Source organism: Nocardia sp. NPDC050630, assembly GCF_044457245.1.
GTDB lineage: Bacteria > Actinomycetota > Actinomycetes > Mycobacteriales > Mycobacteriaceae > Nocardia.
On sequence record NZ_JBITGN010000003.1, the window covers coordinates 450,967 to 467,672 of the forward strand.

The 16,706-nt window shown below is 65.3% G+C and carries 18 protein-coding genes; 11 read left to right on the forward strand and 7 right to left on the reverse strand.

Annotation, left to right across the window (positions count from 1 at the left end):
• Nucleotides 1-12: 12 nt before the first annotated feature.
• Nucleotides 13-1,818, reverse strand: coding sequence for an acetyl/propionyl/methylcrotonyl-CoA carboxylase subunit alpha (locus ACIBG0_RS12275; RefSeq protein WP_397031830.1), 1,806 nt, complete (start codon nt 1,816-1,818; stop codon nt 13-15).
• A gap of 163 nt (nt 1,819-1,981) precedes the next feature.
• Entirely contained in the window at nt 1,982-2,896 is a 915-nt protein-coding gene (locus ACIBG0_RS12280; protein ID WP_397031832.1) for a sulfurtransferase, read from the reverse strand.
• A gap of 167 nt (nt 2,897-3,063) precedes the next feature.
• Here ACIBG0_RS12280 and ACIBG0_RS12285 point away from each other — a divergent pair, with 167 nt between their 5' ends.
• A complete protein-coding gene (locus ACIBG0_RS12285) occupies nt 3,064-3,852 on the forward strand; it encodes a helix-turn-helix transcriptional regulator (protein WP_397031834.1) in 789 nt (262 codons plus the stop codon).
• On the opposite strand, the gene ACIBG0_RS12290 is transcribed toward ACIBG0_RS12285, so the two are convergent.
• From ACIBG0_RS12290 to ACIBG0_RS12300, 3 genes are all read right to left on the reverse strand, one after another.
• Nucleotides 3,778-4,413 carry a Maf family protein gene (locus tag ACIBG0_RS12290; protein WP_397031836.1) on the reverse strand — a complete coding sequence of 212 codons (636 nt, stop codon included), beginning with the start codon at nt 4,411-4,413 and terminating at the stop codon, nt 3,778-3,780. The two genes, ACIBG0_RS12285 and ACIBG0_RS12290, sit on opposite strands and share 75 nt — an antisense overlap.
• A gap of 4 nt (nt 4,414-4,417) precedes the next feature.
• Complete coding sequence (locus ACIBG0_RS12295; RefSeq protein WP_397031838.1) at nt 4,418-4,747, reverse strand: acyl-CoA carboxylase subunit epsilon; 330 nt, start codon at nt 4,745-4,747, stop codon at nt 4,418-4,420.
• Between the two features lie 136 nt (nt 4,748-4,883).
• Nucleotides 4,884-6,524, reverse strand: a complete 1,641-nt coding sequence (locus ACIBG0_RS12300) for an acyl-CoA carboxylase subunit beta (RefSeq protein WP_397031840.1) — start codon at nt 6,522-6,524, stop codon at nt 4,884-4,886.
• 270 nt (nt 6,525-6,794) lie between these two features.
• On the opposite strand from ACIBG0_RS12300, the gene ACIBG0_RS12305 reads away from it, so the two are divergent.
• Entirely contained in the window at nt 6,795-6,974 is a 180-nt protein-coding gene (locus ACIBG0_RS12305; protein WP_397031842.1) for a hypothetical protein, read from the forward strand.
• A gap of 9 nt (nt 6,975-6,983) precedes the next feature.
• Entirely contained in the window at nt 6,984-7,784 is an 801-nt protein-coding gene (locus ACIBG0_RS12310; protein ID WP_397031844.1) for a biotin--[acetyl-CoA-carboxylase] ligase, read from the forward strand.
• Between the two features lie 42 nt (nt 7,785-7,826).
• Here the strand turns inward: ACIBG0_RS12310 and ACIBG0_RS12315 are convergent, their stop codons facing one another.
• Nucleotides 7,827-8,780 (reverse strand): acyl-ACP desaturase, encoded by a 954-nt coding sequence (locus ACIBG0_RS12315; protein WP_397031845.1) that lies wholly within the window; start codon nt 8,778-8,780, stop codon nt 7,827-7,829.
• A 269-nt stretch (nt 8,781-9,049) separates the two neighbouring features.
• Between ACIBG0_RS12315 and ACIBG0_RS12320 the strand changes: the two genes are divergently transcribed.
• The 3 genes from ACIBG0_RS12320 to ACIBG0_RS12330 are packed head-to-tail and all read left to right on the forward strand — an operon-like array spanning nt 9,050 to nt 11,583.
• Nucleotides 9,050-9,577, forward strand: coding sequence for a PH domain-containing protein (locus tag ACIBG0_RS12320; RefSeq protein WP_397031847.1), 528 nt, complete (start codon nt 9,050-9,052; stop codon nt 9,575-9,577).
• Nucleotides 9,574-10,251: a response regulator transcription factor gene (locus ACIBG0_RS12325; RefSeq protein ID WP_397031849.1), complete on the forward strand. Its 678-nt coding sequence runs from the start codon at nt 9,574-9,576 to the stop codon at nt 10,249-10,251. The genes ACIBG0_RS12320 and ACIBG0_RS12325 overlap by 4 nt, the downstream gene beginning before the upstream one ends.
• An 18-nt stretch (nt 10,252-10,269) precedes the next feature.
• A complete protein-coding gene (locus ACIBG0_RS12330) occupies nt 10,270-11,583 on the forward strand; it encodes a sensor histidine kinase (protein ID WP_397031851.1) in 1,314 nt (437 codons plus the stop codon).
• On the opposite strand, the gene ACIBG0_RS12335 is transcribed toward ACIBG0_RS12330, so the two are convergent.
• Nucleotides 11,580-12,122 (reverse strand): GtrA family protein, encoded by a 543-nt coding sequence (locus ACIBG0_RS12335; RefSeq protein WP_397031853.1) that lies wholly within the window; start codon nt 12,120-12,122, stop codon nt 11,580-11,582. The genes ACIBG0_RS12330 and ACIBG0_RS12335 overlap by 4 nt on opposite strands.
• A gap of 90 nt (nt 12,123-12,212) precedes the next feature.
• Between ACIBG0_RS12335 and ACIBG0_RS12340 the strand changes: the two genes are divergently transcribed.
• The 5 genes from ACIBG0_RS12340 (at nt 12,213) to ACIBG0_RS12360 (ending at nt 16,704) form a co-directional block, all read left to right on the forward strand.
• Nucleotides 12,213-13,388: a 5-(carboxyamino)imidazole ribonucleotide synthase gene (locus ACIBG0_RS12340; protein ID WP_397032006.1), complete on the forward strand. Its 1,176-nt coding sequence runs from the start codon at nt 12,213-12,215 to the stop codon at nt 13,386-13,388.
• Entirely contained in the window at nt 13,372-13,881 is a 510-nt protein-coding gene (purE, locus tag ACIBG0_RS12345) for a 5-(carboxyamino)imidazole ribonucleotide mutase (protein ID WP_397032008.1), read from the forward strand. Before ACIBG0_RS12340 ends, purE begins: the two co-directional genes overlap by 17 nt.
• Nucleotides 13,882-14,023: 142 nt before the next feature.
• A complete protein-coding gene (locus ACIBG0_RS12350) occupies nt 14,024-14,704 on the forward strand; it encodes a TetR family transcriptional regulator (protein WP_397031855.1) in 681 nt (226 codons plus the stop codon).
• A gap of 159 nt (nt 14,705-14,863) precedes the next feature.
• The gene (locus tag ACIBG0_RS12355; protein WP_397031857.1) at nt 14,864-16,024 is read left to right on the forward strand and encodes an acyl-CoA dehydrogenase; all 1,161 of its coding nucleotides are present in this window, start codon (nt 14,864-14,866) and stop codon (nt 16,022-16,024) included.
• Between the two features lie 509 nt (nt 16,025-16,533).
• Nucleotides 16,534-16,704 carry a DUF6875 domain-containing protein gene (locus tag ACIBG0_RS12360; RefSeq protein WP_397032010.1) on the forward strand — a complete coding sequence of 57 codons (171 nt, stop codon included), beginning with the start codon at nt 16,534-16,536 and terminating at the stop codon, nt 16,702-16,704.
• Nucleotides 16,705-16,706 lie beyond the last annotated feature (2 nt).

Consider the following 16,706-nt stretch of genomic DNA (forward strand, 5'->3'; position numbering starts at 1 on the left):
CCAGCTGTTTACTTACTTGATTTCTGCCAGCACGGTGCCCTGGGTGATGGCCGCGCCCGCCTCCACGGACAGTCCGGTGACCACACCGGCCTTGTGCGCGTTGACCGGGTTCTCCATCTTCATGGCCTCGAGCACCACGATCAGATCGCCCGCCTCGACCGACTGGCCCTCTTCGACCGCGACCTTGACGACGGTGCCCTGCATCGGTGCGGTGACCGCGTCACCGGAGGCCGCACCGCCACCGGCGCCGCCACGCGTGCGCGGCTTGGGCTTCTTGCGGATCACCCCGGCGCCATTGCTGCCAGCACCGGCGGCACCGGCGCCGACGGTGAAGTTGCCCGGCAGCGACACCTCGACCCGACGCCCCCCGACCTCGACGACGACCTTCTGCCGTGGCTGATCCTCGTCCTCGTCAGCGGCGGCACCGGCCGGGTTGTACGGCTCGATGTTGTTGACCCAATCGGTCTCGATCCACTTTGTGTAGACGTCGAACTTCTCGCCGTCGCCGATGAACGCCGGATCCTCGACGATCGCGCGGTGGAACGGAATGACGGTCGCCAGCCCCTCGACATGGAATTCGGCCAGCGCGCGTCGGGCCCGCTCCAGGGCCTGGGTCCGGTTCTCGCCGGTGACGATCAGTTTGGCCAGCATCGAATCGAACTGACCGCCGATCACGCTGCCCTGCACCACACCGGAATCGACGCGCACACCGGGGCCGCTCGGCTCCTCGTACACCGAAACCGGACCCGGCGCTGGCAGGAAGCCGCGGCCGGCGTCCTCACCGTTGATCCGGAACTCGAAGGCGTGTCCGCGCGGCGTCGGATCCTCTTTGATCGCCAGCTCGTGGCCCTCGGCGATGCGGAACTGCTGGCGTACCAGGTCGATTCCGGCGGTCTCCTCGGTGACCGGGTGCTCAACCTGCAGGCGGGTGTTCACCTCGAGGAAGGACACGGTGTCGCCCTGCACCAGGTACTCCACGGTGCCCGCACCGTAGTAACCGGCCTCCTTGCAGATGGCCTTGGCCGAAGCGTGGATACGCGCGCGCTGATCATCGGTCAGGAACGGCGCGGGCGCCTCCTCGACCAGCTTCTGGAAGCGGCGCTGCAGCGAGCAGTCGCGGGTGCCCGCGACCACGACATTGCCGTGCTTGTCGGCGATGACCTGCGCCTCGACGTGGCGGGCCTTGTCCAGGTACTGCTCGACGAAGCATTCCCCGCGACCGAATGCGGCGGTGGCCTCGCGCACGGCGGAGTCGAACAGCTCCGGGATCTCCTCGATGGAGTGCGCGACCTTCATACCGCGACCGCCACCACCGAAGGCGGCCTTGATCGCGACGGGCACGCCGTACTCCTTGGCGAACTCGACCACCTCAGCCGCGTTCTTGACCGGATCCTTGGTGCCCGCCGCCATCGGCGCCTTCGCGCGCTCGGCGATGTGGCGCGCGGTGACCTTGTCACCGAGGTCTCGGATGGATTGCGGGGAGGGGCCGATCCAGATCAGCCCGGCGTCGATGACAGCCTGGGCGAAATCGGCATTCTCGGAGAGGAATCCGTAGCCGGGGTGGATGGCGTCGGCGCCGGACTTGGCCGCAGCGTCGAGGATCTTGTCGAAGACGAGGTACGACTCGGCCGAGGTCTGCCCGCCGAGGGCGAACGCCTCGTCGGCGAGTTTCACGAAGGGGGCGTCGGCATCCGGCTCCGCGTACACCGCGACACTGCCGATACCGGCATCCTTGGCCGCCCGGATCACGCGAACGGCGATCTCGCCTCGGTTAGCTACGAGTACCTTCGATATCCGCGCGCTGGCATGGCTGGGCACTGAGCCTCCTGTTAGCAATCTTCTTGGTCGCCCCGTGGTCGACATACTTCCGTCTCGGGGGAGTGTAGGCAGTCTGCCAACAACCGCCGCACTCGGATAGCCCTACTCCGCAGTAGGTCGCACATCACAATGGGTGTCGGCTGTGATGCGCCCCAGATCACGGCTATCGTGTCCGCGCCTTGCGGGTACCGGCCATCGGTGCGTCACCCGGTTCATACCCCTTGGCAATCGGCATGCGAACCGAATTGCCCCATTCGGTCCAGGACCCGTCGTAATTGCGCACGCTTTCGAAGCCGAGCAGATAGGTCAGCACGAACCAGGTGTGGCTGGACCGCTCGCCGACGCGGCTGTAGACGACCAGATCGTCCGCGACCGACAGCCCACCATAGATATCGTCCAATTCGGCGCGGGAACGGAAGCGGCCGTCGCTGTGGAAGGCGGCGGTCCACGGAATGTTCACCGCGGTCGGGATATGTCCGCCGCGCAACGCCGCATCCTCGCGATTGCCCGGCGATCCGATCAGCTCACCCGAGTACTCCTCGGGCGAGCGCACATCGATCAGCGGTTTGCCGAGATGGGCGAGCACATCCTCGCGGAAGGCCCGCACCGAACCGTCGTCGCGCCGGACCGTCGGATATTCGCTGCGCACCAGGTAGGGCAGGTCGAAGGTGGTGTCGCGCACCTCGGAGATCCACGCATCCCGTCCGCCGTCGAGTAGTCGCACATCCGGATGTCCGAACAGTGTGAAGACCCAGAATGTGTGCGCGGCCTGCGCGTTGCCGCGATCCCCGTAGATCACCACGGTATCGTCGCGCTCGATTCCCTTGGCCCGCATCAACTCCGTGAATCGGTCACCGCCGATATAGTCACGCGTAACCGGATCATCGAGGTCGCCCCGCCAATCGACCTTGGTGGCGCCGGGAACGTGACCGATGTCATAGAGCAGGATGTCCTCGTTGGACTCGATGATCTTCAGCCCGGGCGTGCCGATGTTTGCCGATAGCCACTCTGTGGTTACTAGTCGGTGAGGATGTGCGTACGAGCCGAAAGCAGGATGAGGATCCGGGGCAACGGGCACGGTTTGGGTCCTTCATGCGAGGTAGACGGGTGGTTATAGCGGTTCGGGTCTCACCCCGATGTCAGGTGTGAGGCGTTAGTGAAACTCGTTTCAGATCACAAATCGGCTGAATGGGCGAATAAATCGCACCCTCATCCGATAAAGTCTCCCGGGAGGAGGGGTGAGCTATGTCCGATTCTTGGCCGAGGCGTCGACTGCTCGCGATCCTACGTGGCGCCAGCGAACCTCTCGACGCCCAAGAACTTGCCAGAATCACCGGACAGCACGTCACCACTGTTCGGTTCCATCTGGATGTGCTTACCAGGGAATCGCTGGTGCGCCAGTTCCAACAACCGCCGCGCGGCCGTGGGCGCCCGCGCATCGGTTACAGCGCGGTTCAGCGATCGGTTGGCTATCAGGAACTGGCCCAGGTCCTAGCCGACCAACTCGGCCCCGATCCGCGTCGTCGCTCCGAGGCGGCCATCGCCGCCGGACGCGCCTGGGGTGCGAAACTCGACGCGGGCGACCATGCCGTCGAATCGCTGGAGGACGCCAAGGACGTCACGATGACGCTGATGTCCGAACTCGGTTTCGCACCCGAGCGCGATGCGGCCGCGGAAACCGATGAGCAGGTCCTGATCCGGCTCACCGCCTGCCCACTGCGCGAACTCGCGCGCACTCACTCCGAGGTGGTGTGCGGCGTGCACCTGGGCCTGATCAAAGAGGTGCTCGATCGCAACGGCGTGCGCGGTGAGGTGAATGTCCGGCTGCAACCGTTCGTCGAGCCGGAACTCTGCGTGGTCCGGTTGGAGATGATGGCGGCCCGGCGGGAGCCGGAGCGTGCGGCGACACCGGTGCCGATCGGCGCGGAGGCCGGGGTGGAGCCGCGGATCGCGCCGCCCTCAGCTGGGCGAGTGGCGCCACAGCTGCGCAATGCCGATCCCAACGTCGCCAAGCAGTCGGCGCAGCAGTGGTAGACCGATCCCGATAACGCTGGACGGATCGCCATCGATGCGATCGACGAACCAACCGCCCATGCCATCGAGGGTGAACGCGCCCGCGACCTGCAACGGCTCGCCGGTCGCGATATAGGCGTCCAGTTCCTCGCGCTCGGGCTTGGCGAAATGCACCGTGGTGCGACTGCAGTCGACGGCTTCGGCGACGATTTCGCCGTCTCGCATGCGCAAGACGCAATGGCCGGTAATGAGATCCGCACTGCGCCCAGCCATTTCGGCCCAGCGGGCGCGCGCCACCTCGGGCGTATGTGGCTTGCCCTGTAGTTCGCCGTCCACGAGCAGCATCGAATCGCAGCCGACCACAACGCAATCCGCGCCGAGATCCGGAATCGTGGCGGCCACCGACCGTGCCTTGGCCCGCGCGAGCTCGACCACGACAACCTCGGGCGCCGTGCCGGGCGGCAGTGCCGCGGCGACGGCGTCCTCGTCGACATCGGAGATCTGGACGACGGGTTCGATGCCCGCCGAGCGCAATACCGCGCGGCGGGCGGGCGAGGCGGAGGCGAGAACCAGTCTCGTCATCCGATCAGTCGCGCAGGTGTGACAGGTGCGGGAAAGCGTATGGAGAGAACGGCGAGGCGCCGCGGTGCATCAGGGTCGGGCGACCCCACGCGTCGGCCGGACCGACCGGTCCGCTACTCGGGGCGCTGTTCGCGGCCGCCGACAGCACGCATACCAGCGCCGCCAGTTCCTCGTCGGACGGCGAACCCTTGATGACTCGGATGAACGGCTGTTCGGCCGACGCGGGCGCCGGGGCTGCCGTCGGTGCGTCCGCCTCGACCGCATCCGCGATCGGGTCGACTGTGAGATCCAGTTCGACGGCGGTCAACACATCATCATCTGCCACGGTCGTCACAGTGCCAGATCCTCTCTCTTTTGCGATCGAGCCTATGCCCGACTCGAAGACATATGGACCAAGCGACCCTCATCCTCGAATCGACTCATTGCGTCTCTGCAACCAGTGTGCGCGGCCCATGGAGGTTATCGCTTGATCACAGCGGAATGTTGCCGTGTTTCTTGGGCGGCAGGGAGACCATCTTGCGCTCGAGCAGCCGCAGCGCCGACACGATCTGACCGCGGGTGTGCGAGGGCGGAATGACCGCGTCGACGTACCCGCGCTCGGCGGCCACGTAGGGGTTCACGAGGGTGTCCTCGTACTCGTTCTGCAGCTCCAAGCGCAGCGCGTCGACATCATTTCCGCTCTTCGCGGCCTCTTGCAGCTGTTTGCGGTAGACGAAGCCGACGGCGCCGGAAGCGCCCATCACCGCGATCTGGGCACTCGGCCACGCGAGGTTCACATCGGCGCCCATGTGCTTGGAACCCATGACGTCGTAGGCGCCGCCGTAGGCCTTGCGGGTGATGATCGTGATTTTGCCCACAGTGGCCTCACCGTAGGCGTAGAGCAGCTTCGCGCCGCGCCGGATGATGCCGTTGTATTCCTGGCCGGTGCCGGGCAGGAAGCCGGGAACATCGACCAAGGTGATGATCGGGATATTGAAGGCGTCGCAGGTGCGCACGAAGCGCGCGGCCTTCTCCGAGGCGTCGATATCCAGGCAGCCCGCGAACTGGGTCGGCTGGTTGGCGACGATGCCGACGCTGCGGCCGTCGATTCGACCGAAGCCGACGATGATGTTCATCGCGCGCTCGGCCTGCACCTCGAGGAATTCGTCGTCATCGAGCAGCCGACGGATGACCTCGTGCATGTCATAGGGCTGATTCGGCGAATCCGGGATGATCGTGTCCAGTTCGAGGTCCTCGTCGGTGAGTGAATCCTCGATGGCGCCGTTGATCGGGTCGGTGGCCGGGAAGCGCGGGGCCTCGGCGCGGTTGTTGCTCGGCAGGTAACTCAGCAGATCCTTGACGTAGTCCAGCGCGTCCTGCTCGCCGGAGGCGACGTAGTGCGCGACACCTGATTTCGTCATGTGGGTGTGCGCGCCGCCGAGGTCCTCCATGGTGACGTCCTCACCGGTGACCGTCTTGATGACATCCGGTCCGGTGACGAACATCTGGCTGCTGCCGTCGACCATGACGACGAAGTCGGTCAGCGCGGGCGAGTAGACGTGCCCACCGGCGGCCGGACCCATGATCAGCGAGATCTGCGGGATCACACCGGAGGCCTGGATATTGCGGTGGAAGATCTCGCCGTAGAGGCCGAGCGAGACGACGCCCTCCTGGATGCGCGCGCCCGCGCCCTCGTTGATGCCGATCAGTGGCCGACCGGTCTTGAGCGCCAGATCCATCACCTTGACGATCTTCTCGCCGTAGACCTCGCCGAGGCTGCCGCCGAAGACGGTGACGTCCTGGCTGAAGATGCAGACGTCGCGGCCGTCGATGGTGCCGTAGCCGGTCACCACGCCGTCGCCGAGCGGCCGATTGTTCTCCAGGCCGAAGTTCACGCTGCGGTGGCGGGCCAGCGCGTCGAGTTCCACGAAGGAGCCCTCGTCGAGCAGTGCGAGGATGCGCTCGCGGGCGGTCATCTTGCCCTTGGCGTGCACCTTGTCGACCGCGGCCTCACCCATCGGATGCTTGGCCTCTTCCAGCCGATTCCGCAGATCAGCCAGCTTCCCAGCGGTGGTGTGGATATCGGGGGTGCCCGCCGATTCCGATGCGGGCTGGTGCTGGACACTCGTCATGGCTTCGGAGTGTAACCAGTGCCAGTACCTCTCGGTAACCGAGTGTCGCTTACCGGTCAGTAGAAAACCCCAGCTAGATCATGTTCCAACATGCGAATGGCGACAAACTTCCTGGTTGATTGCCGAACCGAATGCGGTGCTTGGGACCGGAAAATCGGTGGAGTGGCGCGGCGGTGCCCAGATACCCTGAGGACGTTCGCATTTCAGCTCGAGATAAGGGGGCAGTGAGGTGCATGGGAGGACAACGCACACCTAGTTGAGGAGCAAATCATGTGGGAATGGAGCAGCAGAGTCGCCGAGCACGCCACGGCGACCTCGTGGACCAGTTGGCAGACGGTGGAAACCGAGCCGACCGTGCTGGACCCGCAGGAGTGGGGCGAGGTCGAAGCGGCATCCGATGACGGCATGTCCGTCGCGGTACCGATTCGCGAGTACGACCTCGTCGGATAGCCTGCCGGTGTGCACAGGCCACCGTTGGATGCAGAGCAGTTGCGGCGCAGTCTCACCGAGTCGCCCGAACTGTCGTTCTTCTCCCACATCGCTGTGGTGGAGTCGACCGGGTCCACCAATGCGGACCTGATCGCTCGAGCCGGGGAGCCCGATGCCGATCGCGCGGTACTGCTCGCCGAAACCCAAGAGCAGGGCCGCGGTCGGCACGCTCGGAGCTGGGTCAGCCAGCCGCGCGCACAGATAGCGATGTCGGTATTGGTGCGGCTGCCCGGCATCGAGCCTGCCGCCATGGGTTGGCTGCCGCTGCTCACCGGTGTCGCCGTGGTGGACGCACTGCGGGGGACCGCCGGTGTGGACGCGAATCTGAAGTGGCCCAACGATGTGCTGATCGATGGCCGCAAAGTGGCGGGCATCCTGGCCGAAGTCGCCTCCGGTGGTGGGGCGCCCGCCGTCGTCGTCGGGGTCGGCCTGAACGTCGGTCTCACCGATGCGGAATTACCGGTGCCGCATGCCACTTCGCTCGCGCTGGCGGGTGCGAAGGTCACCGACCGCACCGAGCTCGTGCGGTCGCTGCTGACCGAATTCGCGCGCCGCTTCACCGCGTGGCGCGACGCCGGTTGGGACACTGCCGACCTGATCGACGTCTACCGCGACCGCTGCGCCACCCTGGGCGCGCCTGTGCGCGCCGAGCTACCCGGCGGACAGACCCTCGAGGGCATCGCCACCGATGTCGATACCGCGGGCCGGCTGCGCATCGGTGGACATGTCGTGTCCGCCGCTGATGTAACCCACCTGCGCGCCGACTACTGAGGACTCAGCGCAACCTTTTGTGCGGCATCGACATTCGGATCCTCAGACCGGTTGCATGATGCCGCGCGCCGCCTCGCGGGCGAGCAGGCGGTCGCGCTGTTCCTCGAATTTGAGCACGTCCTTCTCCAGCTTCTCCAGGTATTCGCCGAGTTGCTGGCGCGCCTGTTCGCCGCGTGGTCCGAAGTCGTTGCGGTCGAAGATATTCCACTGCTTCAGTACGGGCTGCACCACCTCTTCGAAATGCTGGCGCAGATCGTAGATGCCGTGCTTGGCCATCAGTGCGCCGTTGCGTCGAAAATTGGGCATGCCGTAGCCGGGCATGACGAAGTTGGTGAGGATCTTGGTGATCGCCGCTATGGCCTGGTCGGGTACCAGATCCAGGCCCGCGCCGCAGAGGTTGCGGTAGAAAATCATGTGCAGGTTCTCGTCGGCGGCGACGCGCTGCAGCATGCGATCGGCGATGGGGTCGTTGCAGACCTTGCCGGTATTGCGGTGGCTGACCCGGGTGGCCAGCTCCTGGAAGGTCACATACGCGACATTCGGTAGGAACCCGCCCCAGTCCTCGGGCGAGGGCACGCCGCGGGTCATATGGATCATCCGGTCCTGTTCGAGCGCGACCGGATCGACGCCACGGGTCACCACGAGATAGTCACGCAGGACGATGCCGTGTCGGTTCTCCTCGGCCGTCCAACGCCCGACCCAGGTACCCCACGCGCCGTCCTGGGAGAAGTTCTCGGAGATCAGTCGATGGTAGGAGGGCAGATTGTCCTCGGTGAGCAGGTTGGTGATCATCGCCGCCTTGGCGACCTCGTTCAGCTTGGACTGTTCCGGCTCCCAGTCCTGACCACCCAGCGCGGCGAAGTTGCGACCCTCATCCCACGGGACGTAGTCGTGCGGGTGCCAGTCCTTGGTCATCGATAGGTGGCGCTCGAGATTCTGTTCGGCCACCGGTTCGAGTTCGGTCAGGATTTGCAGCTGGGTCAGATACTTGGTCATACACGCCTCCACAATTCGTTTTGGACGTCTTGTCAAGTCGGACTTGTCTTTTCACAGGCAGAGCGTTGAGCAGAACAAAACGAGAGCTGGTCGAACGAGAGCCGGGTCGTGCGGCTGTCGTCGGATCGAGGCTATGCAGCGATGCTGTGCGGAATCTCGAGGGTGCTCGAGAGGATCTCGAGGTCACGACGGTGCAAGGTGCCGATTGTGCAGCACGGCACGCGTCGCTGTCCACGCTTTCCGGCGTGTTCTCGCGGTAGGGTTCCGGCATGGGTTATCCGGAGGAGGTGCTCGCCCCGGACGAGCAGTTGATACTCCATCGTCATCCGCATTGGAAAATGCTGTTCTGGCCGATCGTGACGCTGATCATCGCGACCGCGCTGGCCGGATTCGCCGGGGGGCTGATCTGGCGCAGGACCGAGGGCACGACCCGTTCGGTATTGCTGATCGTGGTGCTGGCCGTCTGGCTCGGCATTATCGGATGGCGTTGTGTCGCACGGATTATCAGCTGGAAGTCGACGCATTTCATCGTGACCGACCGCAGGGTGCTCATCCGGCAGGGCGTGATCACCCACACCGGCATCGATATCCCGATGAGCCGGATTTCCAGTGTGCAGTTCCGGCACGGCCTGTTCGATCGGTTGCTCGGTACCGGCACCCTGATCATCGGATCCTCCTCGGAGGAACCGCTCGAATACGACGACATCCCGCAGGTACAGCAGGTGCACGCCCTGCTGTACCGGCAGGTGTTCGAGGAATCCAGAGCCGACGATCCGCGCTGGGACCACCGCATATGACCGCCGTACTGCTTGCCGAAGATGATGAGGCCATCGCCGCACCGCTCTCGCGCGCGCTCGGGCGGGAGGGCTATTCGGTCACCGTGGAACGCTTCGGGCCCGCGGTGCTCCAACGCGCTCTGGAGGGTGATCACGATCTGCTCATCCTCGATCTCGGCCTGCCCGGTATGGACGGGCTAGAGGTGTGCCGCCAGGTGCGCGCCCGCGGCGCCGATCTGGCCGTGCTGATGCTCACCGCGCGCACCGATGAGGTGGATTTCGTCGTCGGGTTGGACGCGGGCGCGGATGACTATGTCGGCAAACCGTTCCGGTTGGCCGAGTTGCTCGCCCGGGTGCGAGCGTTGTTGCGGCGCAGCGGAATCGGGGACGAGGCGGTCGAGGTCGGCGGCATCCGGCTGGAGCCCGCGGCGCGGCGGGTGCTGGTCAACGGCGTCGAAGTGGGTTTGGCCAATAAGGAATACGAGCTGCTCAAGGTGCTGATCGATCGCGCGGGCCAAGTGGTGCCGCGCGAGACGATCCTGCGCGAGGTGTGGGGCGATGCCGAGCTGCGCGGTTCGAAGACCCTGGATATGCACATGTCCTGGCTGCGCCGCAAGATCGGGGACGAAGGCCCGATGGCCGAGCGCCGCATTGTCACCGTGCGCGGTGTCGGCTTCCGGCTGAACACCGATTGACGGTGCGGCACAACTGATATGAGACGCAGAATCCTGCGATCGATCCTCACCGTGCTGACCATCACCACGGTGGTACTCGGCGTCCCGCTGATCTACACCGCATGGCTGTGGGTCGAGGACATCACCCGCAACGATCTGGGGAATCGGCTCGAGCACATCGCCACGGAGATCATCGCCCAGGAACACGGCGACGGGATGGTGCTCGGCGAACTCGACACCCGTCCGGTGCGGCCGCTGATCCCCAAGGACGGCAAGCTGACCATCATCTATCCGGCCCCGCAGGACAATGCGTCCCGGCTCGATATCGGCGCGGATCGGGTGCACGACCCGGTGGTGCAATCGCTGGCGATGGGCACTGAGGGGTCCTTGCGCCTGGAGGTGCCGTCGCGGCCGATGCATACTCGCCAGATCCAGGCCGTCGCGGTGGTGGCCTTCGCGGTGCTCGCCTCACTGGGCGCGGCGGTGTCGGTGGCGATGATCACCGCACGCCGGGTCGCCGATCCGCTGCGTGATGTGGCGGCCCGCGCCGCCCGACTGGCCATGGGCGATTTTCGCCCGGACCCGCGGCGGCATGGAATTTCCGAATTGGACCGGGTTTCCGATGTGCTCGATTCGGCGACCGTCGAGATCGCCGGGCGGCTGCAGCGCGAACACGCGCTGGTCGCGGACGTTTCCCATCAACTGCGCAGTCGCCTGACCGCGGTGCGATTGCGGTTGGACGAGTTGTCGGCGCACTCCGATCCGGCCGTGGTGCACGAGGCCGAGGAGGCGATGGCGCAGGTCGACCGACTCACCGACGCGATCGATGATCTGGTCCGGGCCTCCCGCGACGAGGATGCCGCCGATCGCGATCCGGTGCCGGTAATGGATGAGCTGCGCGGGGTCGTCGAGGAATGGTCGCATCCGTTCACCGAGGCAGGTCGGATCCTGCGGCTGATCGGCGACGAATCGCTGCGCGCCCCGATCACCGGTTCCCGGCTGCGCGAAGCCCTCGCGGTGCTGGTCGACAATGCGCTGATGCACGGCGGCGGCACCTGCACGGTATCGGTGCGCACGGTGCGCACCGTCAGCGATCGCGAACCCCTGGTGGTGGTCGAGGTCGCCGACGAGGGCGACGGCGTCCGTGACGAACTCGCACCGCACATCTTCGACCGCGGCTTTTCCGCCGGTGGTTCCACCGGCGTCGGACTCGCCTTGGCCCGTGCGCTCATCGAGGCCGACGGTGGACGGCTGGAATTGCAGCGCCGCCGTCCCGCGCTGTTCGCGATGTTCCTCGGATCGAGTGCGTCGCAACGCACGCCCAACGGCGCGCAGGTGCCCGAACCGCGCTAACTGTGGCCGAGCTGCTCTTCCTCGAGCATCTCCTCGATTTCCTCGACGAGCTCGCTGATTTCGTCCGGGAAAACCCAGCGGCGCATCGACCAGAAGCGGAACGCCATCTGCAGCAGGTTGCCGATGATGAAGGCGCTGATGAAGTCCGCGATGTTCTCGACGGTGAAGCTCACGTTGGGCTGGCGTAGGTCGAAGACGTAGCTGGAGATCCACAGCGGGATGAAGCTCAGCACGACGCCGACGCCGCTGACGCCGAAGAACAGCAGCGCCTCGTGGTGCCTCTCGCGCCCGCCGCGGTTCTTGAACGACCACTCACGGTTGAGGATGTAGGAGCAGATGACCGCGATCACGCCGGAAATGATCTTCGCGGTGACCGGTTTGGTCTCCAGCACGGTCCACTTGAGCACATAGAAGATGCCCGAGTCGATGATGAAGGTGGTCGCGCCGACGATGGCGAATTTGATCAGTTCGTGGTGGCGGTAGGCGATCTCCCGCAGGGGCTTGGGGAGGACGTTGACCACGTCGTCGACGAAAGGCACAAGGCCCGAGTGTACCGGTAGGGATCATGGCGCCCGGACATGACAAGATTGCACGACGTGAGCACCCGCCGTTCATTCGATCCTGCCGCCATGCCCACCGTCACCATGATCGGTGGTGGCCAGCTCGCACGCATGACGCACCAAGCCGCGATCGCGCTCGGCCAGCGGCTGCGGGTGTTGGCCGAGAATCCGGATGACCCCGCCGCACAGGTGAGTCCCGAGGTCGTACTCGGCAGCCACACCGATCTGACCGCACTGCGCAAGGCCGCCGTCGGCTCGCACGCGCTCACCTTCGACCATGAGCATGTGCCGACCGAACATCTGGAGGCGCTGGTCGCCGAGGGCGTGAATGTACAGCCGCCGCCGCACGCGCTGGTCTTCGCACAGGACAAGTTGGCCATGCGGACCAAGCTGTCCGAACTCGGGTTGCCGGTGCCCGCCTTCGTGCCCGTCGCCTCGGTGGCCGATGCGGTGCGATTCGGTGACGAACACGACTGGCGGATCGTGCTGAAGGCGGTGCGCGGCGGTTATGACGGGCGCGGTGTCTGGATGCCGGGGTCGGCGGCCGAGGCCGAGGTCATCGTGGCCGACCAACTCGCGCACGGTGTGCAGTTGCTCGCCGAGGCCAAGGTGGATCTGAAGCGTGAACTGTCGGCGATGGTGGCGCGTTCGCCGTTCGGCCAGGCCGCGACCTGGCCGGTGGTGGAGACGGTGCAGCGCAACGGCCAGTGCGCCGTGGTGATCGCGCCCGCACCTGACCTGAGCGACGAATTGGGCGCCCAGGCCGAGACGCTGGCGCTGAACCTCGCCAAGGAACTCGGTGTGGTCGGTGCGATGGCCGTCGAACTCTTCGAGACCAACGACGGCGCCATCCTGATCAACGAACTGGCCATGCGCCCGCACAACTCCGGTCACTGGGGCATGGACGGCGCGCGCACCGGTCAGTTCGAACAGCATCTGCGCGCGGTGCTCGACTATCCGCTCGGCGACACCAGTCCGCTGGCGCCGGTCACGGTGATGGCGAATATTCTCGGCGCGGCCGAGGCGCCGACCATGTCGATGGACGAGCGGCTGCACCATCTTTTCGCCAGATTGCCGCAGGCGAAGGTGCACCTGTACGGCAAGGGCGAACGCCCCGATCGCAAGATCGGGCATGTCAACGTGCTCGGCGACGATGTCGCCGTGGTGCGCGAGCAGGCCGAGCGCGCGGCGTACTGGATGTCGCACGCGATTTGGACCGACGGATGGGATCCCCACGGTGAGTAATGCGCAAGTTGGCCTGATCATGGGCAGTGACTCCGACTGGCCGACCATGGAGGCCGCCGCGATCGCCTTGGCGGAGTTCGATATCCGCTTCGAGGTCGGCGTGGTTTCGGCGCATCGCACGCCCCAGCGCATGCTCGACTACGCCCGCGAGGCGGCGGATCGCGGTCTGAAGGTCATCATCGCGGGCGCGGGCGGTGCCGCCCACCTGCCCGGCATGGTCGCCTCCGCCACGCCGCTCCCGGTCATCGGCGTTCCCGTCCCGCTCAAATATCTCGACGGCATGGACTCCCTGCTGTCCATCGTCCAGATGCCCGCTGGCGTCCCGGTGGCCACCGTCTCCATCGGCGGGGCCCGCAATGCCGGCCTGCTCGCGGCACGCATTCTCGGCACCGCCGACCCTGACCTGCGCGCCAGGATGGAGCGGTTCCAGGCCAGCCTGGAAGCCATGGTCTTGGAAAAAGACGACGCGCTCCGCAGCAAACTCCTCGGCTGATCAGCGCACCTCGGCCACGGCCGTTCCTTTGGTCGACCGATCTGCCTGTCTCGGAGCAAATGCCATGGTCGGATGCCGAGTTCAGGTCGTCGAACCCCAGCCATGCGGATCCCGTATCGGCCGGGCTCAGTACGGTGATGCGGTGGCGATTGAGGAAACCGTTCGGGGGCGTAGTGGAGATGATGCGGCGAGGTTTCGGCTGACCGTTGTGGATCAGGCGCTGCGATTGTTCGCCGAGCAGGGGTATGAGGCGACGACCGTGGATGAGATCGCGGAGGCGGCGGGGATTTCGCGGCGGACGTTCTTTCGGCAGTTCCGGTCGAAGGAGGATGTGATCTTCGCCGATCACGAGTCGCAGTTGGCGCAAGCCGCGCAGTTCTTGGCGGCGTCGCAGGCGGATCCGTGGGAGGCGGTATGTGCCGCGGTGGTGCAGGTATTCGAGCGGTTCACCCAGTGGCGCGAGATCGCCGAGCGGCGGTATCGGGTGGTTCGGAAGGTGCCCGCACTGCGCGAGCGCGAGATCGTGACCGTTTTCCGGTACGAGCGGTTGTTCACCGACTATCTGCGTGAGCGGCTGCCGGAGGAGCCGGATCTGGCGCGGGTGCAGTTCACGGCCGCGGTGACGGCCACCCACAACTACCTGCTGCGCCGCATGGTGCGCGGTGAATCGGACGCGGGCGCGGCGGATCTGCGCGAGGAGTTGGCGGCGATTCCGCGCGGGCGCGGTCCGGGTTCGGCGGAGATGGTGGTCGCGGTATTCCCGAGGGATATGCCGCCACGGCAGGTTGCGGATCTGGTGACCAGGCAGCTCGGTAGCCTGTGACGGGAGTCATAGTATGCAGTATCTGACACTCAGTGCCATGATGTAACCGCACTTAATCCGCATTCTTGGGCGTATACTCGATCGTAGTGTGGCACTGAGTGCCGACCGTTGGACCTCGATCCAGCATAATCACGACCGACGAACCCAGGAGTGTGTCCCATGGCGGGGAACCCGGACTTCAATCTGTTCCAGCTCGAGGACTTCCACGACGAACTGCGTGCGGCCATCCGCGGGCTGGCGGAGAAGGAAATCGCTCCGTTCGCCAAGGACGTCGACGGCAACTCTCGCTTCCCGGAGGAGGCGCTCACCGCGCTGAACGCCGCGGGCTTCAACGCGGTGCACGTGCCAGAGGCCTACGGCGGCCAGGGCGCGGATTCGGTCGCCACCTGCATCGTGATCGAAGAGGTCGCTCGCGTCTGCGGTTCGTCCTCGCTGATTCCGGCGGTCAACAAGCTCGGCACCATGGGCCTGATCCTCAATGGTTCCGAGGAGCTCAAGCAGAAGGTGCTGCCGGATATCGTCAATGGCGAGATGGCCTCCTACGCGCTGTCCGAGCGTGAGGCGGGCTCCGATGCCGCCAGCATGCGCACCCGCGCCAAGCGGGACGGCGACGACTGGGTCATCAACGGCTCCAAGTGCTGGATCACCAACGGCGGCAAGTCTTCCTGGTACACCGTCATGGCGGTAACCGATGCCGAGAAGGGCGCCAACGGCATCTCCGCCTTCCTGGTGCACAAGGATGACGAGGGCTTCGTGGTCGGCCCGCTCGAGCACAAGCTCGGCATCAAGGGATCGCCCACCGCCGAACTGTATTTCGAGAACTGCCGGGTGCCGGGTGATCGCATCGTCGGCGAGCCGGGCACCGGTTTCAAGACCGCGCTGCAGACCCTCGACCACACCCGCCCGACCATCGGCGCCCAGGCCGTCGGCATCGCGCAGGGTGCGCTGGACGCCGCGATCGCCTACACGAAGGACCGCAAGCAGTTCCGCACCGCGATCGCCGACTTCCAGAACACCCAGTTCATGCTCGCCGATATGGCGATGAAGATCGAGGCCGCCCGCCTCATGGTCTATACCTCCGCGGCCCGTGCCGAGCGCGGCGAGAAGAACCTCGGCTTCATTTCCGCCGCCGCCAAGTGCTTCGCCTCCGATGTGGCCATGGAGGTCACCACCAACGCCGTGCAGCTCTTCGGCGGCGCGGGCTACACCACCGACTTCCCGGTGGAGCGAATGATGCGTGATGCCAAGATCACCCAGATCTACGAGGGCACCAACCAGATCCAGCGCGTCGTCATGTCGCGCGCCCTGCTGCGGGGCTGATAACCCGTACCGGCCGGGGGTTTATGCCGCTGCGCCGAGCGGTGTGAACGCCCGGTCTTTTTTGTGCCCCGGATACCCCCATTATTTTGTGGCACTAATATCCGTCGAAATAACTTCGAGCCCGATCAGTTGTGGGTTCGTGTCCTCGATCGGAGCAATTCGAGACTGTGCTCAGCAAATTAATTACTCTGCAAAAAATTCGCTACTGATACGTCTGTTGGATGGCGCGAGCGTGCAGTGCGGCCAACCGTGGGACGAGCCATGCGTCGTCAGCATGTCGAAGTCGGAGGGCCGCGCGTGGCATGTTTCTACACCTAATTTTGCGCAGAAGTTGAACTAATGAATTAGGCGGCTCGTTACCTATTAATGACACCCGCAACGGGTGGATACTCGACTTCGTAGCGTGACGAGGTGGGGATATGAGCAAGATCGTAATTGGACCGCGGTCGGGGATGAATGGGGTCCCGCTGTCCATGACCGAGACGCCGTGTTCATTCACGAGATCGGTGATGGGCGTGGTCCGAACGTGGGCCGAGGAGCATTTGTCGGCGCAGGATCCTGACATGAGCCGCGACGGTCCCGTCTGTCCGTACGTCGCACCGTCGATGAGCCGCGATCTGATGTGGGTCGCGCGGACCAACGGTAAACCGGTGTCCGTTGGGCGGCATCGAGGTAACTGATT

What these genes read in the sequence shown, in the direction of transcription:
- ACIBG0_RS12285 (WP_397031834.1), top strand. Translation starts at nt 3,064, where the DNA reads ATGTCCGATTCTTGGCCGAGGCGTCGACTGCTCGCGATCCTACGTGGC.
- ACIBG0_RS12290 (WP_397031836.1), bottom strand. Translation starts at nt 4,413, where the DNA reads ATGACGAGACTGGTTCTCGCCTCCGCCTCGCCCGCCCGCCGCGCGGTA.
- ACIBG0_RS12300 (WP_397031840.1), bottom strand. Translation starts at nt 6,524, where the DNA reads ATGACGAGTGTCCAGCACCAGCCCGCATCGGAATCGGCGGGCACCCCC.
- ACIBG0_RS12305 (WP_397031842.1), top strand. Translation starts at nt 6,795, where the DNA reads ATGTGGGAATGGAGCAGCAGAGTCGCCGAGCACGCCACGGCGACCTCG.
- ACIBG0_RS12315 (WP_397031845.1), bottom strand. Translation starts at nt 8,780, where the DNA reads ATGACCAAGTATCTGACCCAGCTGCAAATCCTGACCGAACTCGAACCG.
- ACIBG0_RS12320 (WP_397031847.1), top strand. Translation starts at nt 9,050, where the DNA reads ATGGGTTATCCGGAGGAGGTGCTCGCCCCGGACGAGCAGTTGATACTC.
- ACIBG0_RS12325 (WP_397031849.1), top strand. Translation starts at nt 9,574, where the DNA reads ATGACCGCCGTACTGCTTGCCGAAGATGATGAGGCCATCGCCGCACCG.
- ACIBG0_RS12330 (WP_397031851.1), top strand. Translation starts at nt 10,270, where the DNA reads ATGAGACGCAGAATCCTGCGATCGATCCTCACCGTGCTGACCATCACC.
- ACIBG0_RS12340 (WP_397032006.1), top strand. Translation starts at nt 12,213, where the DNA reads ATGCCCACCGTCACCATGATCGGTGGTGGCCAGCTCGCACGCATGACG.
- ACIBG0_RS12355 (WP_397031857.1), top strand. Translation starts at nt 14,864, where the DNA reads ATGGCGGGGAACCCGGACTTCAATCTGTTCCAGCTCGAGGACTTCCAC.
- ACIBG0_RS12360 (WP_397032010.1), top strand. Translation starts at nt 16,534, where the DNA reads ATGGGCGTGGTCCGAACGTGGGCCGAGGAGCATTTGTCGGCGCAGGAT.